The sequence below is a fragment of the Sorangium sp. So ce302 genome, assembly GCF_051530145.1.
GTDB lineage: Bacteria > Myxococcota_A > Polyangia > Polyangiales > Polyangiaceae > Sorangium > Sorangium cellulosum_B.
On record NZ_CP150326.1, the window covers coordinates 4,141,373 to 4,158,755 of the forward strand.

Consider the following 17,383-nt stretch of genomic DNA (forward strand, 5'->3'; position numbering starts at 1 on the left):
CCGGTGCCATCTACCGGCGCCCGGAGCGCGCCGCGCACCGCGAGCGCCGAGCCCGGCGCGCCGCGCCGGGCGAGGGAGGTGCCCGCGCATGGATGACGCCCTCTGGGTGGACGAGCTCTACAAGGCGTTCTGGCGGACCCTCCCCGGGATGCTGCACGCCGACGCGCAGGGGCTGGCCTACACGCTCGGCCTGTCGCCGTCGCGCGACGTGCCCTGGAGCGCCGTGTTCAGCAACGAGATCACGCTGGCCGCGCCCGCGCTGCTCGCGGAGGCCATGCCGGGCGTCCGCGGGGCCACGGTGCAGGACGCGCTCCTCGCGCACCTGCTCGCCGTCATCGAGGCGTTCGGCACCGATCGCATCAAGGACAAGCAGGTCCGCCCGACCTGGCAGCTCGAGGCCATCCTGGCGCACGCTCGGCGGGCGCGCGACGAGGCGCTCCGCCGCGTCGCGCCAGGGGTCGACGACCCGGCCATCGATTTCGCGCGCGCGGACGACGCGACGCTGTTCGCCATCGAGACCGAGCGCAGCCTCCTCGCGAGCGGCGGGCCCGCCGGCTTCAGCCGCTATTACGCGCTCTCCCTCGGCAAGCAGAGCGTCGGCTTCCCGGCGTCGATCGCCCTCGCGCACGCCGCCGGCTGGACGGCCGAGCGGCGCGAGGTGCTCGCGCGGCTGCTGTCGTCGGTGTGGCTCGGGCTGCAGCTCCACGACGATGTCATGGACTGGCAGGACGACTACCAGCGCGGCGGCGCCTGGGCCGTCGTCCTGGCCTCGGAGCTCCGATCGCGCGCGCACGGAGAGCCCCGGGCCGAGGAGCGCGATCGGGAGCGCGCCTCGGAGCCGCGCCACCGCGGCGCGGTCGCGTACGGACCGCTCGGCACGCCGCCCTGGGGGATCGCGGTGACGCCGAAGGCGCAGAGCGAGCCGCCGACCCCCGACGCGCCCTCGTCCTTGCTCCCCGTCCGCCGGATGGTCCTCGAGTCCGGCGTCCTCGCGGCGATGCTCGACGGCGAGCGCCGGTGCTTCCGCGCCGCGCGGCGGCGCGCCGCGGTGCTCGGCGCTCGCCGCGTCGCGGCCTGGGCGGAGGGGAGGGAGGGGCAAGCCCAGGAGCTCGCGCGGTGCGAGGCCGAGAGCCCCGGCTTCGCCAACCGCGCCCACGCGCTCAACGCCTGGGCCAAGGCCGTGCTGGCATGAGCCGCGGCCGCGGCGCGGCCGCGCGAGGGGGGGCGGGCTCTCCGGAGGAGGGGTCCGCGCGCGCGCGTCCGGCGCCCGGTCGCAAGAGCGCGCCGCCCCCGGCGTCGTCCGCCACGCCCAGGGCGCGCCCGCGGCGCCCGCCGTGGGACTTCGGCTATGCCCCGGTCCCCACCGCCGCCGGCGACGACGACGATGGTCCCCTCGACGTCGTCGTCGCCTCGCGGTGCCCCGTCGCGCCCGACGCGGTCGCCGCGGCGCTCGGGGCGCGCTGGTCTGGCGTCGCGGTCGAGCGCGTCATCGAACGGACGCCCATCTTCTGGCTCCGCGCCCGGTCCCCCGACCCCGGGCGGCGCGCCGACGTCGCCGCGGCGCTCTCGGCCGCGGCGCTGCCGGTGCGCTACGTCGCGTCGGCCCGGCGCCCGAGCGCCGCCGTCGCCCCGCGCTTCGACGCGGCCGCCGGCGCCGCGGCGCGGCCGGAGGGGTGGACCGCGCGCCGCGCGTCGGTCGAGGACGAGCCCGTCACCCCCGGCCGCTGGTTCCTGCGCGACGAGGGCGGCGGGATCGGGGTCGATCGCCGCCGCTGCGGGGGCGGCGCCGGGACGCGCCTCGGGGTCATCGACGACGACGCGTGGACGGCCGACGAGCTCGGCCTCGAGCGCGAGGTGCTCGTCATGATGGAGCAGCCGCCGCGCAGCCAGGCGCACGGCGCGTTCATGGTCGCGTGGGCCGTGGGGGGCCGTCGCCCCGGCGGGTTCCGCGGCGTCGCGCCGGACGCGTCGCCCCGGCTCTACCTGATCCCGAAGCCTGGATCGTGCATCCTCGCCCTGCCGGTCGCGATCGTCCGGGCGGTCAGCGACGGCGCCGACGTCGTTGTGTGCGCCGCGTACGTCGAGGGCTCGACGACGCCCATGCTCGACGACGCGCTCGAGTTCGCCGCCCGCCTCGGGCGCCGCGGCCGGGGCTGCCCTGTCGTGTTCCCCACGGGCCGTGAGGCCTCGAGCCCTCCCGAGTCGCTGCACGCGAGCTTCTCGCTCGGGTTCGGCGAGCCCGCGAGCGACCCGCGCGTGTTCTGCGTCGGCCCGGGCGCCCGTGGCGACGGGTGGTTCCTCTGGCGGGACCGGCGGGGGCGCAGCCGCCCCTTCGCCAACCGCGGCCCGGCGGTGCGGTGGCTCGCGCCAGGGGACGACATCAGCTGCCCGCTGCCGTCCGCGTCCAGCGCGACCCCCGCGCTCGAGCGGCTCTGCCATGCCGAGTCGAGCGGGGCCTCGGCCCTCGCCGCGGGCTCGCTGCTCCTCGTCCTGTCGCAGAACCCGTCGCTCCGCCTGCCCGAGCTCGACGCCCTCGTGATGCGCACGCTCGCCCCGGTGCCTCCCGCGGCGCCCGCGTCGGCCGAGCCGATCGCCGACCCGTGGGACGTGCTCCCCGACGGGCGCGATCGCGACGGCCACAACGCCAAGCACGGCTACGGCCGCATCGACGCCGGTCGAGCCTGCCTCGCCGCCGGAGATCCGATCGCGCTCGCGCTGGTGTCCGTCGGCGAGGACGGCGCCGCGCGCATCTGGCACGACGCCCGCGCCGAGGGGCCGCTCGTCCGCCGCCTGTACTCGCGCCGCCTCGCGCGCTGGGCGGTCCGGGCGCTGCTCGCCGACCCGAGCCTCTGCCACGGCGTCTGCGCGCTCGTGCGCCACGCCCGCCTCACCGCGGGCGACCCGCGGCGCCGGCGCGCCCACGGCGCGGGCGCCGTGCTGCGGCAGCTCTCGCTCGTCGTCCGCGCCCTCGCCGCGAGCCGCGCGGCGCCGCCGCCCTCGCCGCGCGTGCGCGACGAGATCACCGCCCTGCTCGACCGGCTCGAGCGATCGGCGACCGACGCCGCCGCCGTCGCCTACGTCGAGTCGCGCTTCGGAGCGCTGGCGGACGTCGTGTTCGCGGATGCCACGGACGGCGACGCGCACGAGGGCGCCGCCTGAGCGCGCTGCCGTCCCGCCGCGGGGTGATCCCGCTCTCATCTCGACGGGAAAACGTAATGATAATTGCGTAGTAGCGCCGCTGGGGCGCCGGGATCGCGGGTGACGGGCGCGTTGCGCCCCGTCCGGCGCGCGAGCCCCGTTGGTTCACCCGGAGTTCCAGCGTATCGTGAACGGCTGGCGGCGCAATTTGCGCGCCGTCGGCTCTCCCGATGCCAGCTATCGAGAATCGCCGTTGGCTCCTCGCGGTGGTCGTCCTCGCGGCGCTCGTGCTGGGCGGCTCGGGGATGAGGAGCGCTCTGAGCTGGTACGAGCGCCCGTTCCCTGGCGTGCTCGTCGATCCGGACGGCGTGGTCTCGAGCGTGGGCCTGCCGTCCTGGGAGGGCTTCCAGAAGGGCCTCCGGTACCCGGATCGCGTCGTCGAGGTCGACGGCTGGCGCCTCGAGAGCACCGCGGGGCGCTACCGCGCGAGCGCCTGGGACGCCGCGGTCGAGCGGGCGGCGCGCGAGGGGCACCGCTCGGTGCACGCCCGCGTCGAGACGGCGGAGGGGCTGCGCGACGTCGAGCTCTCCCTCGTCCCCTTCGACGCGCTCGCCTGGTGGTTCTACGCCGGCGGGCTGATGGTCGTCGCCTCGCTCTACGTGGGCGCCGCGCTCATCGCCCTCAGCGCGAGCCCCCACGGCAAGCTCGCCCGCGCATTCGCGAGCGCCGCGCTGTTCGCCGCGCTCTTCCAGTTCGCGCTGTTCGACTACCACAGCTCGCGCCACCTCGTCCCGTTCTTCCACGTCGCCTACGCGCTCGTCCCGATGAGCTTCTTCACGCTGGCGCTGCGGCTGCCGGACGACGTCCCGCTCATCGCGCGCTACCCCGTCTTCGCGCGGATCGCGCACGGGCTCGGCGGCCTGCTCGCCGCCGCGCTGCTCGCCTCGCACGCCATGGGCTGGACCACCGTCGCGCTCCGGAGCGTCTGCGCGATCCTGTTCGTGGCGTCGTTCTTCTTCTTCGCGACCACGCTGATCCTCCGCTTCGCCGCGGCGGAGGGCGATCGCCGCCGCACGCTGCGCGCGCTGCTCCTCGCGATGGCGCCGCCGCACGTGGTGATCGCCCTCGGCTTCATGCTCGCCATGCTCGGCGCCCCGGCGTCGACGCTCGCGTGGTTCGCGATCCCCGCGCTCGCCCTCACGCCCGTCTCGAGCGTCGTCGCGTTCATCCGCTACGACCTCTGGGGGAGCCGCGCGCTCCTGTCGCGCCCGCTCACGCGCGTCATCATCGCCTGCATGATGGTCGCGCTCACGGTGATCCTCTGCTCCGCGTGCGCGGGGTACGCCGGCCTCCCGCTGCTCGGCGCGATCAAGGTCGCGGCGCCGGCCGCCGTCGTCAGCGCGGCGCTCGTCGTGTCCGCGCTCGGCGCCGGCGATCGGAAGCTCTTCCCGGCGCGCGCGGAGTACAAGCCCACCGTCGAGCAGCTCAGCGAGGAGCTGACGCTCGTCGCCGATCCCGACGAGGTCGCCTTCGCGGTCGAGCGCACGGTGGCGCGCTGGCTCTCCTGCGAGCGCGTCACCTTCCGTCGCATCGCGGTCGACGCGGCCGACGGCGCGGGCGCGGGCAGCGCCGGCGCCGCGCCCGGCGAGCCGGCGCCGAGGGCGGACGAGTCGAGCGGCGAGCGGGTCATCGAGGTCGAGCCCTCCAAGGCGAGCGCGAGCGCGAGCGAGCTCTCGCTGACCGTCATGTTCCGCGGCCGGCTGCTCGGCGTCCTCGAGGTGGGCAAGAAGCGCGGCGGCGCCCTGTTCACCAGCGAAGATCTCGATCTGCTCCGCACGATCGGCAACCAGGCCGCGCTCGCCATGGCGCACGCCCACAGCTACGCGGAGCTGGAGCGGCGGCGGCGGGAGCAGGCCGCCGCGTGGCGCGACGAGCGCGCGGCGCTCATCGAGACGCTCGCGGCCGAGATCACCCACGAGGTGCGCTACCCGATCAACTTCTTCCGCTCCGTGTTCAAGCGCGGATCGAAGAACCAGAGCCTGGACGCCGAGGAGGTCGACATCGGCTGCGAGGAGGTCGAGCGCCTCGAGCGCCTCGTGATGGGGCTGCGCCGGGTGACGCACAGGAAGCTCGAGCGCCGCCGCCTCGCGGTCGAGGAGCTGGTCAGCCGGGCGGAGATGCTCCTGCGCGATCAGCTCGGCAAGCGGCGGATCGAGGCGCGCGTGAGCGCTGGATCGAGGCTCCGCTGCGATCCCGATCAGGCCACGCAGGTGCTCGTCAACCTCCTCTCGAACGGCCTCGACGCGGCCGGCGACAAGGGGACGATCGGGGTCGTCTGGGAGACCACCGAGAGCGGCGCCGAGCTCGTCGTGTGGGACACGGGGCCCGGCATCTCGGGGGACGCGTCGCGCCTCTTCGCGCCCTGGTACACGACGAAGCCCCGCGGGACCGGGCTCGGGCTCGCCATCACGCACCGCATCGTCCGGGCCCACGGGTGGTTGATCGAGCCCGAGCGGCGCGACGGCACGACGCGGTTCGTGATCTCGATCCCCGCCGCCGACGTCTCCATGACCGCGGAGGACGAGGTCGCGTGAAGATCCTGATCGTCGATGATCAGCGGAGCGGCCGCCGCACGCTGCGGCAGATCCTGGCCGCGCTCGACGAGGTCGAGGTGCTCGAGGCGGTCGGCCTGGACGACGCGATGGCGGTCGTGGAGCGGAGCGCGCCGGACCTCCTGCTCCTCGACGTGCGCCTGTCGGACGATCCGCGCGACCGCGGCGGCCTGGAGATCCTGCGGCGGGTGCGGGCCTCGGGGCGGAGCACGCCGGCGCTGATGGTCACGTCGGTCAGCGAGCTCTCCGAGATCCGGGAGGCCATGCGGCTCGGCGCGCAGGACTACGTGCTGAAGGACGAGCTCTGCCCGGAGATGCTCCTGCCGATCATCGAGGGGCAGCGCGAGCGGCTGCTCCTGAAGGGCGAGGTGGTGCGGCTCCGCGAGCGGGTCGACCGCACGTTCGGCACGAAGGCGCTCCTCGGCTCGTCCGCGGGGATGGAGCGCGTCCGCCGGATCATCGAGCGGGTCGCCGAGTCGAGCAAGACGGTGCTCATCCGCGGCGAGACCGGCAGCGGCAAGGAGATGGTCGCCCGCGCGCTGCACGAGATGAGCTCGCGCCGCGGCGAGCCGTTCGTCGCGGTCAACTGCTCGGCGCTGCCGGGGACGCTCATCGAGTCGCTCATCTTCGGGCACGAGCGCGGCGCCTTCACCGGCGCCGAGAAGCGCATGCGCGGCCAGCTCGAGCTCGCGGGCGCGGGCACCATCCTGCTCGACGAGATCGCCGAGATGCCCGGCGAGCTCCAGGCGAAGCTCCTCCGCGTCGTCGAGGATCGCCGCTTCCGCCCCCTCGGCGCCGAGTCGGAGATCCCGCTGCGCGCCCGCGTCCTCGCCGCGACCCACGTCGACCTGGAGAAGCGCATCAGCGAGGGGCGCTTCCGGGAGGACCTCTTCTACCGGCTCAACGTCGTCACGGTGCACGTCCCGTCGCTGGCCGAGCGCGACGCCGATCTCATCGAGCTCCTGCTCGCGTTCAGCGCGGAGCTCCCGCGCAAGCTGCGTTACACCGACGACGCGATCGCATGGCTGGTCCGGCGGCCCTGGCCCGGCAACGTGCGTGAGCTCCGGAACGTCGTCGAGCGGCTGGGGCTGCTCGCGGACGACGATCTCATCGACGTCCCCACGCTCGAGGAGCTCGCGCGCGAACGGCCGGTCGTGGACGCCACCGCGGAGATCGACCGGCTGGCGCGCGCCCTGCTCGCGCTGCCCGAGCGGCTGGGATCGAAGCTCCGGGTGATCGAGCGCGCCGTCCTGCACCACGCGATCGAGAGCTGCGGCGGCAACAAGGCGGCCGCGGCGCGGCTCATCGGCGTCGATCGGAAGATGCTCGAGCGGCGCTGGGACCGGCACACCGGCGAGGAGCCGCCGAGCAGCCGGCGGATGTCGATGCCGACGCCGATGGCCGCGCGCCACCTCGGCGAGGAGCCGCCGAGCAGCCGGCGGCACACGCCCGCGAACGGGACGCGGCACCTCGGCGAGGAGCTGCCGGGCAACCGCATCCACGCGCCGGCGAGCTCGCCGCGGTACGTCGGCGAGGAAGCGCCCAGCACCCGCCGCCAGGTGCCGCCGCCAGACCACGACGACGCCTGAGGGGCGCGGCGCCGGTGGCGTGCCGCGCCGCGCTACCGGCGTCGGGCGCTACTTCCTGCCGATGCCCGTGTAGACGAACCCCATGCCGCGGAGCTCGTCCGGCTCCCAGATGTTGCGCCCGTCGAAGAGCGTCGGGGAGCTCAGGATGCGCTTCAGCCGGTGGAAGTCCGGGCGCCGGTACTCGTGCCACTCGGTGACGACGACCAGCGCGTCCGCGCCCTCGGCCGCGCCGTACATGCCGTCGCTCAGGAGGATGCGGCTCCCGTAGATGGCGCGCACGTTCGGCATCGCCTGCGGGTCGTGCGCCTGGACCGTCGCGCCCGCCTCGAGCAGCGCGTCGATGAGCGTGAGCGCCGGCGCCTCGCGGATGTCGTCCGTCTGCGGCTTGAACGCGAGCCCCCAGACCGCGATCGTCTTCCCCTTCAGCGCGCCGTCGAAGTAGGCGCTCACCTTGCTGGCGAGCAGCCGCTTCTGCCGCGCGTTGATCCGCTCGGTCGCCCGGACGATCTCCAGATCGTGCCCGACGGAGCCCGCGGTGTAGAGGATGGCCGAGAGGTCCTTGGGGAAGCACGACCCGCCGAACCCCGGGCCGGCGAACAGGAACTTCGTGCCGATGCGCGGGTCGGCCCCGACGCCCTTGCGCACGAGCTCGATGTCCGCGCCGAGCTTCTCCGCGAGCACGGCCAGATCGTTCATGAACGAGATGCGCGACGCGAGCAGCGCGTTGGCGGCGTACTTGGTGAGCTCGGCCGAGCGCGCGTCCATGAGCTGGATGCGGTCGCTCGCCCGCACGAACGGGTTGTAGAGGTGGCGCAGGATCTCGCGCGCCTTCGGGTCGTCCGAGCCGATGATCACGCGGTCGGGCTTCATGAAGTCGTTGACCGCGTCACCCTCCTTGAGAAACTCCGGGTTCGACGCGACCGCGAACGGCTGGGTGGCGTTCGCGCCGATGATCTGCCGGAGCCGGTCCGCCGTGCCGACGGGGACCGTGCTCTTCGTGGCGATCACTTTGAAATTGTTCAGGTTCTTGCCGATCGTCTCGCCGACGGCCTCGACGGCGGAGAGGTCGGCGGAGCCGTCGTCCGCCTGGGGCGTACCGACGGCGATGAAGACGATCTCGGCGTCGCGGATGGCGCTGGCGACGTCGGTGGAGAACCGGAGCCTGCCGTCGCGGGTGTTCTTTGCGATCAGCACGTCGAGGCCGGGCTCGTAGATCGGCACCTCTCCGCGCTTCAGCATCTCGATCTTGGCAGCGGACACGTCGACGCACGCCACGTCATTCCCGAAATCCGCGAACCCCGCGCCGGCGACGAGGCCGACATACCCTGTTCCCACGACGGCAAGCTGCATGGGCGAGACGCTACCACGACCCCGGCGCCGTTCGAGCCGGCAGTCGCACGGCGTGTGACCTCCGATCGATCTGTCCCGCTCCTCTCGCGTGCGAGCGCGCCGAACGTTCGTGCTGCCCTTGCCCTGCCTGAGCCGAGGGGCTGCCGGGCGCGTGGTGGTCGTGGCGCCGTGGCGCCGCGCGGCTCAGGGGTGGACGAACACCACGGTGCCGGTCAGCGAGCGCGCTGCGCCGTGCCATCCCGGCGGGACGGCCGGCTCGGTCCAGAAGAACAGGCGGCGGGCGTCCTCTGGAGACAGGTTGATGCAGCCGTGGCTCTTGGGCCGGCCGAACTTGTCGTGCCAGTACGCGCCGTGCAGCGCATACCCCTCCTCGAAGTACTGCACGTAAGGCACGTCGCGCAGCTCGAACTCCTCACCGACGGTGTCCGAGTCCATGGTGCTCGTGACGAACTTCGTGTGGATACGGAAGATCCCGCGCTTGGTCGCGGTGCTGGACTCGTGGTCATCGAGCCCCGCCTCGCCGCTCGAGATCAGCGTCGCATAGACGGGCTTCGTGCCCTCGTAGGCGACGAGCACCTGCTTCGTGATGTTGACGTCGAGCCACTTCTCGCCGTTCTTGCCCCAGGCAGGCATCTTCTTGGCAGGGTCGATTCGGCCGGCGTGGCGGTCGTCGACCCAGTCGCCGTCCTTCGTCTCGTAGTGCAGCTTGCCGCCGAAGAACTGCTGTTTGCCGGTGAGGGGCACGGCGGAGCGCCACTCGAGCTCTCCGCCGTCGACGAGCTTCTTGCCCTCGACGCGCCATCGCTTGCCCCCGGCGCGGCGCACGAGCGCGAACGGGAAGTCGACGTCCTTGCCGATCTCGACGCCGTGGAACTCGGAGCCGCGGATGGGGCGGAACCTGTCGGCCGGGACGACGCGCAGATCGGTGGTGACGTTGTAGCGCCGGCCCTCGTGGAGGAACGACTCGAGGAAGGCCATCCCGTTGCGCCGCGAGACCTCGTCGATCTTCACGGCGTCATCGGTCTTGATGAGGCCGGAGAGGTTGGGGGCGCGCCGGCCGTCGCGCAGGTACCAGGGGATCTCGCGATCGGTGATGCGCTGCGCGAGCGCGTCGAGCGCGGGCGGGGCGGGCTCTGCGCTCCATTTGAGCCAGACGTCGAGGCCGTAGGTGGCGCCGCTCTCCTCGTCCTTGGCCCAGCGATCGAGGTGCTTCTTGAGGCTCGGCTCGAAGCGCGCGAGATCGTCCGCGGTCGGGATGCGCGCGTAGGCGGGGCCGCCGCGCGTGACGGTCCCGTACATGTACGGGAGCTTGTGGGTGACGTCGGGGCGGCGGACCGCGGCGCGGACGATCTCGTCGTCGAGGTCGAGCGTCGCGTCGGGGCCGACGCACACGTAGCCGAACGGCTTGACCTTGCGGAAGCCCCCGGGGCAGCCGGACGTGCCGGCGGGCTCGGGATCCATCTCCACGACCGCGCCGGCGCGCAGGAAGCCGACGGGCTTCGCGTCGGCGCTGGGCCGCGCAAGGACGCGGGTGAGCATCGAGGTGCTGGCGAGCCGCGGGCGGCCCTCGGGGATCGGCGCCGGCGGGGTGGCGACGCCGCCGAGCGAGACGATGGGCGGGCCCTCGGGCAGGCCGGGCGGCGGCTCATCCTCGGCCGGGGCGGGGGAGGCGACGGCCGCGGGGGAAGCGAGGGCGGCGGCGGAGGCGCCCTGGGCCTTCTGGCTTCCTGCGGCGCCGGGGAGCTCGATGGGCGCGTCGGCGGCGCTCCCGGAGCGCCCGCAGGCCGAGAGGGACGCGGCGAGCGCGAGGAGCGCGAGCGCATGGTGGCTCGCCGCGAGCGTGGCTGCGGCGCGCGTTCGAGGCGGCGTGTCCATGGCGCGCCGACCGTAGTGCACAGGAGGGGGAGGAGGGCCAGTTTTCGGCAGTCGGCTGGAGGCGGGCTCTCGCCGCCTCACCTCGGATCAGGCGCCGAGAGCCGCCCTCGCTGCGCCTCCACGCCGGGATGGGCGGCCGCGCCGTCGCGCACGATCAGGGTGAACGGATACCGCTCTTCACCTCTCGCGTCGGGATCGTAGGCCCCGGTGGGCAGCGCGGTCACCACGAGCGTTCGTTTCCCGTCCGCTGCGAGCTTCATCTCCGCGGAGCCGGACGACAGGTCCAGGATCTCGCCGTCCGAGTCAGGCGTCAGACCGGGGACGGCCTGGACGACGAAGCGGCGCCTCGCGTCGTCGGGCGCCTCGAGCGACACCCGGAGCGATCGTGGCGTGTCGGCTCCTGCCGAGAGCTCGATATAGCTGGTGCCGAGCAACATCGGCGCGCGCTCGCGGACGTCGATCCTGCCCGGCCTGGCCTCGACCTGGGCCGCCAGCGAGAGCTTCGCCGCCGCGAGGTTCTGAAGGCCGCCCGCGAAGTGCCGGAAATGGCGATCGTCGATGTGATCGCCGGTGTACCAGCGCCAGCGCGCGAGCTCGGGGACGGCCTCGACATAGCTCATGCCCGCCGCCTCTCGGAGCATCGCATCGAGCGCATCGACGAAGTCAGGCTCGTTGGGCTGCGCGCCGTCGCCTGTGGCGGGGGCGTCGCGCGCCCCGAGCCACATGCGCGAGACGAACCGCGGATCGCCGTCGAAGAACCGATCTTTGAGGTAGAGCAGCACCATGGAGGCGCCGTACATGGACCATGTCTCGTAATGGTCGTTGTGGTCGATCGCCCATTCCGGGTGCCTCTGGAAATCGGCCAGGCCGTCGCTCGTATAGCGATCTGCGCGGACCTGGTCGAGGAACGTCGCCGACATCTCGAAGACGACGGGGCTCTCGCTCCAGTCGTCCGCGGCCTGCGAGGCGTGCGCCATCTCGTGCACCACGGTCTCCTCGAGAGCGGAGCCGCCGTAAGGCCCCCACGGATCGACGATCATGTACGGGTGCCGGTCGTCCCATGAGGTCGACGGCTCGCCTCCGAGGACGTCGACGAGGCAGCTGCGGTGGCCTCTCCACACGAACACATCGAACGCGTCGTCCGGCCCGCACTCTCCGCCATCGCCGATGGGCGGGCGCATGCCGATCCGGCGCACATGATAGTCCCAGCCCTCCTCGATGAACGCGAGGACCTGGCGCGCGGTGTCGCGCTCTTCCGCCTTGTAATGGTGCACGAGCACGGGGAGGGTCGAGGATCGAAGGGAGAAAGGGAACATCTCCTCGAAGTCGGCTCGCCCACAGATGCTCTCGCCTTCCGGCAAAGGGTGCTTGTACTCCGACGGTGTTGCCGGGGTCATGTCATCGCCCTCTGTGCCGCAGCCGACGGGCCCGAGGCCGAGGGTGAAGCAAGCCAGCCAGGGAAGGGATCTCCGCATCGAGGCGCTTTAACCGAGCCTCCGGGGAGCTTGCAAGGAGCGGCTGCCAGCATGGCCGCGCGGCGCGCGCAGCGGAGCAGCACCCGGCTGCGTGCGTGCCAAGAGTGCTGCCTTCGAACCTCTGCTGTAGTACTAGGCGGACTGGTCGAGTTCTCGCAGGACGTCGCGGAGCGCCTGGGCCTCGGCACGCTCGAGGATCACGGGCGCCGACAGGGGTGTGGGCGCGTGGTCGCGAAACTCCACGGGCTGGAAGGCGGCGAGCGCGCCGGACGCGGTGTAGGCGAGATCCAGGCGCACCGCGGAGGTGTCCGGGTCGCCATCCCCGTCCAGGGCGAAGGGGAGCTTCGCGATGGCGGCGAAGTCCCGCCTCTCCAGGGCGGCGGTGAGCGCTCCGATCGGGCAGGTGAAGTAGCGGAAGCCTTCTTCCACCTTCTCACCCGTGGACGTGTACACGAACTCGCTCAGGATCAGCCATTTGCGACGGGTGGCGAAGCGAGGATCGGCGCGCAGGAAGTCGGACAGATCTTGGATCTCCATCGCGCGTTCATACCGCAACCGGGCCCAGGATCTCCACCAGTCCGTCGGGGCAGATCATGCGTTTCGGTCATCGCACACATGAACGCAGGGTGGTCGTCTCGACGCACTCGCCCTAGGACATGGCCCTACGGTGGGGGACGAAGAGGGGCTACGACCGTCCGAACCTGAGCAGCAGCCCGAGCCAGCCCTTCGCCAGGTAGAGGAGGTTGATCAGCACATACATCCAGAAGAACACGTCGAGCCGGTCCGCGAGCGCGAACGCCCAGATGTGGCTCGGGTAGTGGTTCAGGAAGCGCAGGAACGTCATCACGAGCGCCGCCGCCCGGGCGGCGGGCGACCGGGGCCGCTCCTCCGTGGCGGTCTCGTAATAGGCGGAGACCGAGGTCTCCTTGCCGCTGATCTCCGGGCGGCGGACGAAGTTCGTCAGCGAGATCGCCGAGGCGATCACCGCGACCCCGACGACGCCGGCGAGCAGGAAGCGCGGGTCTCCGCCGGGCCAGCGGCCGCCGTCCAGCCCGAGGCCGCCGGCGCTGAAGAGGCGCATCGAGAGCGCGCCCGAGAGGAGCACCGCCTTGAGCTCGTCCGTGAAGAAGTCGAAGAGGTGGCCCTCCTTCGACGCGAGCTGCTTGTGGCGCGCCAGCATCCCGTCTGCGCAGTCGAGCAGGTAGCTCAGCTCGAGCACGGCGATGGCGACGAGGCCCCCCGCCGCCGTGGGCAGCGCGACGAGCAGCGCCGCCGCGACGACGAACACGGCGAGGTTGAGCAGCGTCACCTGGTTCGGCGTGATCGCGGTCCGCGCGAGGAGCGCGACCACGCCGCCGGCGAGCGGGCGCATCAGGTAGGTGTTGAAGAGCTGATCGTGCTTCTTCCGCGTGGCCAGGTAGATCCGCTTCGCTTCGCCGAGCATGGCCGGCGCATCCTAGCCGAGCGGCTCCCGTCTTGCTCGGGCGGCAGCGGCGCTTTCGCCCCGGCAGGCGGACCGCCCGCCGCCCGGTCAGCGCCGCGCCGGGCGCGAGGCGGGCGCGCCTGCGTCCAGCGGCTCGTCGCTCCAGTCGACGGCGATCGAGTCCTCCTTCGCGGCCTCGGGGCGCACCCACTCCTTGGTGATGGAGCCGCCGCTCACGGGCGGCTCGTCGCTCCAGTCGACGGCGATGACATCGATGGAGGTCGAGACGCTCGCGGGGTGCACCGGGATCGTGGCGGGCCCGCTCTCGTCCGCGGCGCCCCGGGGCGACGGCTGCTCTCGCAGCGTGATCGCGTCCGGAGCGAGCGCGTGCGCGAACCGCGACGCGCGCGGCGGCGGCTCGCTGCGCAGGAGGGCGCGCACGTCCTCCAGCATCTGGCGCGCGTCGGGGTAGCGCTGGTCGCGGTCGAAGGCGAGCGCGCGATCGACGACGAGGCACACGTCGCGCGGCGCGTGCGGCGCGCGCTGCGCGAGCGGCGGCGCCGGCTCCCTGCCCATCTTCAGCAGGAGGTCGAAGTCGGTGCTCGCCTCGTGGACATGGCGGCCGGCGATCAGCCGGAACATGGTGGCGCCGACCGCGAAGAGGTCGGCGCGGGTGTCGATGTCGCGGCCCTTCGCCTGCTCCGGCGGCATGTAGGGCGTCGTGCCGAGCACCAGGCCCATCCGCGTGAGCTCCCCCTGGAGGCTGGAGTCCTGGCGGATCCGCGCGAGCCCGAAATCGAGGACCTTGATGCGCGGGACGCCGCCGTGCGCGGGCGTGTCCGCTGCGCCGTCGCCGACGACGTACAGGTTGGGCGGCTTGATGTCGCGGTGGATGATCCCCTGCGCGTGCGCCGCGGCGAGCGTGTCGAGCACCTGCGCGGTGAAGCGGAGCACCTCGGCCAGCGGGAGGCCGCCGAGGCGGCGCTCGCGCTCGGCGAGCGACTCGCCCTCGAGGAGCTCCATCACCAGGAAAGGCGCCCCGTCCTCGGCGACGTCGATGTCGCGGATCTCGACGGCGCCCGGGTGGCGGAAGCGGTTCGCGGCCTGGGCCTCCCGCTCGAACCGGTCGCAGATCTCCTTCGATTTCGCGGCCTGCGGGTGCAGGATCTTGAGCGCGTCCCGGCGGCCGATCCGGTGGACGCCGACGTAGACGGCGGCCATGCCGCCGGCGCCGAGCAGCCGCTCCAGCGTCCACTTGTTGCGGATCGTGGTCCCCACGCGTTGTGAGGCGGTTTCGCTGCTCATGGGATCCTTGCCTTCATGGAAGCGGCGCGGCCGCACGCGGTCAAGCGTATGCTCTGCGCGGTCGCGAGGAGAGCGATGGTGAAACCGGGCAAGCCGAGCGGGCGGCAGTACACCGAGGCCGAGGTGCGGGCCATCCTGGAGCGCGCCCTCCGGGATGCGCAGACGCGCGACGTGAGCCATGACGAGCTGGTCGCGGCGGCCGAGGAGATCGGCATCTCCCGGGGCGCGATCGAGGCCGCGTCGCGCGACATCGAGCATGTCCGGGGCGAGGAGGCGGCGCGCGAGGCCATCCTCGCGCGCCGGCGCAAGGGGTTCCGCACGCACCTGTTCTCGTTCCTCCTCGTGCAAGCGTTCCTCTTCGCGGTGAACGCGCTCACGGACGGGCCGTGGTGGTTCTTCTGGCCGCTGCTCGGGTGTGGCCTGGGGCTCGCCTTCCACGCGCTCGGCGCGCTCTCCAGCGACGTGCCCCCTCGGCAGATCCGCCGGGAGCTCGAGCGCAGCGCCGCGCTGGCGCGGAAAGAGCAGCACCGGCGGCTGCAGGAGCAGCGCCGGGCCGAGCGCCTCGAGCGCAAGCAGCGCCTCGAGCAGAGCGCGGCGGACCTCGGGCACGCCGTCGAGGAGGGGGTCGCGACGGTGCTCTCGCGGATCGCGCAGGAGATCCGCGGGAGCGCGCCGCCGCCGGCGCCGGCGCCGGTCGAAGACGCGCCGCGCAGGCGGCGGATCGCGTCGCTCGACGCGGACGAGGCCGAGTCGGAGGAGCTCGGCGAGGAAGAGGCGGATCGCGCGGCCCGGCGAGGCCGCGGCGGGCGCTGACGGCGCCGCACGGCTGGTGTGGCGGTAACCTTCGCGGCGCAGGCCGACGTACGTCACGGTCGTGCGCGCCAGGAAGCGGTGCGGCACGGTCGTCCTCGTGATCGCACCGGACGCCGGCGTGGCCGACTGGGCGGCGGAGAACATCGACCTCGGCCTGGGCCTCGGCAACGTCGAGCCGCTGGTGCTCGGTCCGGCCGTCGTACCCGAGATCACCGACCCAGCCGACGCGGAGAAGGACACCGAGCTGGCGGTGCTTTCGGCGGTGGCGCACGGCAACGGGCCGAACGGGCTCACCGTGGTCCGGGCGGCGCTCGTTGCCCTTGGCCGGCTCGACCAGGAGCACGCCATGGTCTATTTTCAAGTCATCTGGAGCGGGTTGCGTGAGCCCATGCGCGCTCGTCATGGAGAGCGACACGGACTGGGCCGTGCTCCGCGCACCACGTCTCCTCAATAATCAGATCACGGGCGCTCGCGGAGGGTGAACTGCCCGCAGAGCATCTCTTTCTTGAAGCTCAGCTCGTCCAGGCCGATGGCAACCTCCAGGCCGGCCGATCTCGCGAGCTTGTTCATGTCGAACGCGACGAGCCGGATGTTGGAGGCGAAGCGCGCCACCTGGTCCAGCACGGCGTCCAGCAGGGCGTCGATGGTCTTGTTGAGCGACTTGCGGGCGAAGTCGAGCGGGCCCCAGCTCCCATCGAGCTTGATGTCGATGTCCGAGCGCTTCACGTCGAGGTTGATGGCCACCTTCGCGTCTCCGTCCAGGCGCTCTAACCTCACGACGGGCTTGAGCACGCACTCTCCTTCCAGCTTGATGGACTCGCCGATGCCGGCCACTTTCCCCGAGACCTTGGCGTACGCCTTGACGCGGAGCGTGCACGTGGCCTTGCCCTCGGAGATCTCGAGGTTGGGGGAATAGACGGTCGCCTTCACCTCGGCTTCGCCCGAGAAGACCGAGTAGCTGGCCTTCTCCTTCTCCTTCCAGGAGGGGTCCTTGACCAGCTCCTCGAAGGCCACATTGATGGCGTCCTCGCGCACGACGAGCCGCACGCGCCCGGCCCCCTCGATCGGCGCGAGGTCCGTGCGCGGGATCGCCATTCCAGGTGCCGTGGCCTGGTTCCCGCCGAAGACCCGTGCATACCCGTTGATCTGATCGTCCTCCACCTGCGCGCTGATCAAGGTCGCCCGGATGTCGCCGAGCCCCTGCGTCAGCTCGGGGATCAGGAGGCGCTCAAGCCACTTGACCAGCGCCGGCACCACCACTTTGTCGAGCACCTGGGTCGCGACAGGATCCACCTGGCCCTGCGTGGTGGCCACGGCCCTGTCCATCTTCATGATCAGCCGCGGACCGGCCACAACGCACGTCGCTAGGATGTCGGCCCTGGCGATGAACTCCACCTTGCGGTCCGGGAAGGTGAGGGCGAGTCGGATCGTCTCCACCGTGCAGAGCGTGTTGGACCTGCCGGCCTGGACCTGAGGCGGAAGCGGCGCCAGGTTGAGCCTCGGCGACTCCGGGATGGAGTACAGATAGCTCACACCGAGCTCCGGCAGCGTGCCCTCCTGCTCGAAGTACTCGTCGTAGCGCCGGTAGTAGTAGTCGACAACGAACTGCATCAGCGACTCGTCGGCTGCGAGGTACACGGCCTCGGTGCGCTGGGGCTGGATGTTGGGGCGCTTCACTTCGGCGGTGGTGGGGGTAGACATCGGGGCTCTCCTCTCGGGGTTGGAGAGAGGCCCTCCGTGAGCCTCGCTCCGGCAGCATGAGCGGTCTCGGGGTGCGTCTCACCCCGCACTCCGCGCGCTTCA

Annotated in this window: 13 protein-coding genes; 6 read left to right on the forward strand and 7 right to left on the reverse strand. The window is 72.5% G+C overall.

Features of this window, described 5'->3' with window-relative positions; genetic code table 11:
- The first annotated feature begins 88 nt into the window (after positions 1-88).
- From WME73_RS15820 to WME73_RS15835, 4 genes are all read left to right on the forward strand, one after another.
- Entirely contained in the window at positions 89-1,192 is a 1,104-nt protein-coding gene (locus tag WME73_RS15820) for a hypothetical protein (protein ID WP_437746286.1), read from the forward strand.
- On the forward strand, positions 1,189-3,159 hold the full coding sequence (locus tag WME73_RS15825) for a S8/S53 family peptidase (protein WP_437746287.1): 1,971 nt from the start codon (positions 1,189-1,191) through the stop codon (positions 3,157-3,159). The genes WME73_RS15820 and WME73_RS15825 overlap by 4 nt, the downstream gene beginning before the upstream one ends.
- 209 nt (positions 3,160-3,368) lie before the next feature.
- Positions 3,369-5,732 carry an ATP-binding protein gene (locus WME73_RS15830; protein ID WP_437746288.1) on the forward strand — a complete coding sequence of 788 codons (2,364 nt, stop codon included), beginning with the start codon at positions 3,369-3,371 and terminating at the stop codon, positions 5,730-5,732.
- Positions 5,729-7,339 carry a sigma-54-dependent transcriptional regulator gene (locus WME73_RS15835; protein ID WP_437746289.1) on the forward strand — a complete coding sequence of 537 codons (1,611 nt, stop codon included), beginning with the start codon at positions 5,729-5,731 and terminating at the stop codon, positions 7,337-7,339. Before WME73_RS15830 ends, WME73_RS15835 begins: the two co-directional genes overlap by 4 nt.
- 48 nt (positions 7,340-7,387) lie before the next feature.
- Here the strand turns inward: WME73_RS15835 and WME73_RS15840 are convergent, their stop codons facing one another.
- The 6 genes from WME73_RS15840 to WME73_RS15865 all read right to left on the reverse strand — a co-directional run bounded on the left by WME73_RS15840 (position 7,388) and on the right by WME73_RS15865 (position 14,767).
- Entirely contained in the window at positions 7,388-8,689 is a 1,302-nt protein-coding gene (locus tag WME73_RS15840) for a UDP-glucose dehydrogenase family protein (protein WP_437746290.1), read from the reverse strand.
- 183 nt (positions 8,690-8,872) lie between these two features.
- Positions 8,873-10,564: a L,D-transpeptidase gene (locus WME73_RS15845; protein WP_437916239.1), complete on the reverse strand. Its 1,692-nt coding sequence runs from the start codon at positions 10,562-10,564 to the stop codon at positions 8,873-8,875.
- Positions 10,565-10,641: 77 nt separating this feature from the next.
- Positions 10,642-12,039 carry a hypothetical protein gene (locus WME73_RS15850; RefSeq protein WP_437916241.1) on the reverse strand — a complete coding sequence of 466 codons (1,398 nt, stop codon included), beginning with the start codon at positions 12,037-12,039 and terminating at the stop codon, positions 10,642-10,644.
- A gap of 132 nt (positions 12,040-12,171) precedes the next feature.
- The gene (locus WME73_RS15855) at positions 12,172-12,576 is read right to left on the reverse strand and encodes a hypothetical protein (RefSeq protein WP_437746293.1); all 405 of its coding nucleotides are present in this window, start codon (positions 12,574-12,576) and stop codon (positions 12,172-12,174) included.
- A gap of 148 nt (positions 12,577-12,724) precedes the next feature.
- Positions 12,725-13,483 carry a CDP-alcohol phosphatidyltransferase family protein gene (locus WME73_RS15860; RefSeq protein WP_437746294.1) on the reverse strand — a complete coding sequence of 253 codons (759 nt, stop codon included), beginning with the start codon at positions 13,481-13,483 and terminating at the stop codon, positions 12,725-12,727.
- Positions 13,484-13,570: 87 nt separating this feature from the next.
- Positions 13,571-14,767: a serine/threonine-protein kinase gene (locus WME73_RS15865; RefSeq protein ID WP_437916243.1), complete on the reverse strand. Its 1,197-nt coding sequence runs from the start codon at positions 14,765-14,767 to the stop codon at positions 13,571-13,573.
- A gap of 75 nt (positions 14,768-14,842) precedes the next feature.
- Between WME73_RS15865 and WME73_RS15870 the strand changes: the two genes are divergently transcribed.
- Both WME73_RS15870 and WME73_RS15875 read left to right on the forward strand, forming a co-directional pair.
- A complete protein-coding gene (locus tag WME73_RS15870; protein ID WP_437916245.1) occupies positions 14,843-15,580 on the forward strand; it encodes a 2TM domain-containing protein in 738 nt (245 codons plus the stop codon).
- A gap of 61 nt (positions 15,581-15,641) precedes the next feature.
- On the forward strand, positions 15,642-16,034 hold the full coding sequence (locus tag WME73_RS15875; RefSeq protein ID WP_437916247.1) for a hypothetical protein: 393 nt from the start codon (positions 15,642-15,644) through the stop codon (positions 16,032-16,034).
- A 5-nt stretch (positions 16,035-16,039) separates the two neighbouring features.
- On the opposite strand, the gene WME73_RS15880 is transcribed toward WME73_RS15875, so the two are convergent.
- Positions 16,040-17,281, reverse strand: a complete 1,242-nt coding sequence (locus tag WME73_RS15880) for a hypothetical protein (protein ID WP_437916249.1) — start codon at positions 17,279-17,281, stop codon at positions 16,040-16,042.
- Between the last annotated feature and the right edge of the window lie 102 nt (positions 17,282-17,383).

Excerpts from the sequence above, each read along its gene's own strand:
- WME73_RS15820 (WP_437746286.1), top strand. The coding sequence starts at position 89 with ATGGATGACGCCCTCTGGGTGGACGAGCTCTACAAGGCGTTCTGGCGG.
- WME73_RS15825 (WP_437746287.1), top strand. The coding sequence starts at position 1,189 with ATGAGCCGCGGCCGCGGCGCGGCCGCGCGAGGGGGGGCGGGCTCTCCG.
- WME73_RS15830 (WP_437746288.1), top strand. The coding sequence starts at position 3,369 with ATGCCAGCTATCGAGAATCGCCGTTGGCTCCTCGCGGTGGTCGTCCTC.
- WME73_RS15840 (WP_437746290.1), bottom strand. The coding sequence starts at position 8,689 with ATGCAGCTTGCCGTCGTGGGAACAGGGTATGTCGGCCTCGTCGCCGGC.
- WME73_RS15845 (WP_437916239.1), bottom strand. The coding sequence starts at position 10,564 with ATGGACACGCCGCCTCGAACGCGCGCCGCAGCCACGCTCGCGGCGAGC.
- WME73_RS15850 (WP_437916241.1), bottom strand. The coding sequence starts at position 12,039 with ATGCGGAGATCCCTTCCCTGGCTGGCTTGCTTCACCCTCGGCCTCGGG.
- WME73_RS15855 (WP_437746293.1), bottom strand. The coding sequence starts at position 12,576 with ATGGAGATCCAAGATCTGTCCGACTTCCTGCGCGCCGATCCTCGCTTC.
- WME73_RS15860 (WP_437746294.1), bottom strand. The coding sequence starts at position 13,483 with ATGCTCGGCGAAGCGAAGCGGATCTACCTGGCCACGCGGAAGAAGCAC.
- WME73_RS15865 (WP_437916243.1), bottom strand. The coding sequence starts at position 14,767 with ATGAGCAGCGAAACCGCCTCACAACGCGTGGGGACCACGATCCGCAAC.
- WME73_RS15870 (WP_437916245.1), top strand. The coding sequence starts at position 14,843 with ATGGTGAAACCGGGCAAGCCGAGCGGGCGGCAGTACACCGAGGCCGAG.
- WME73_RS15880 (WP_437916249.1), bottom strand. The coding sequence starts at position 17,281 with ATGTCTACCCCCACCACCGCCGAAGTGAAGCGCCCCAACATCCAGCCC.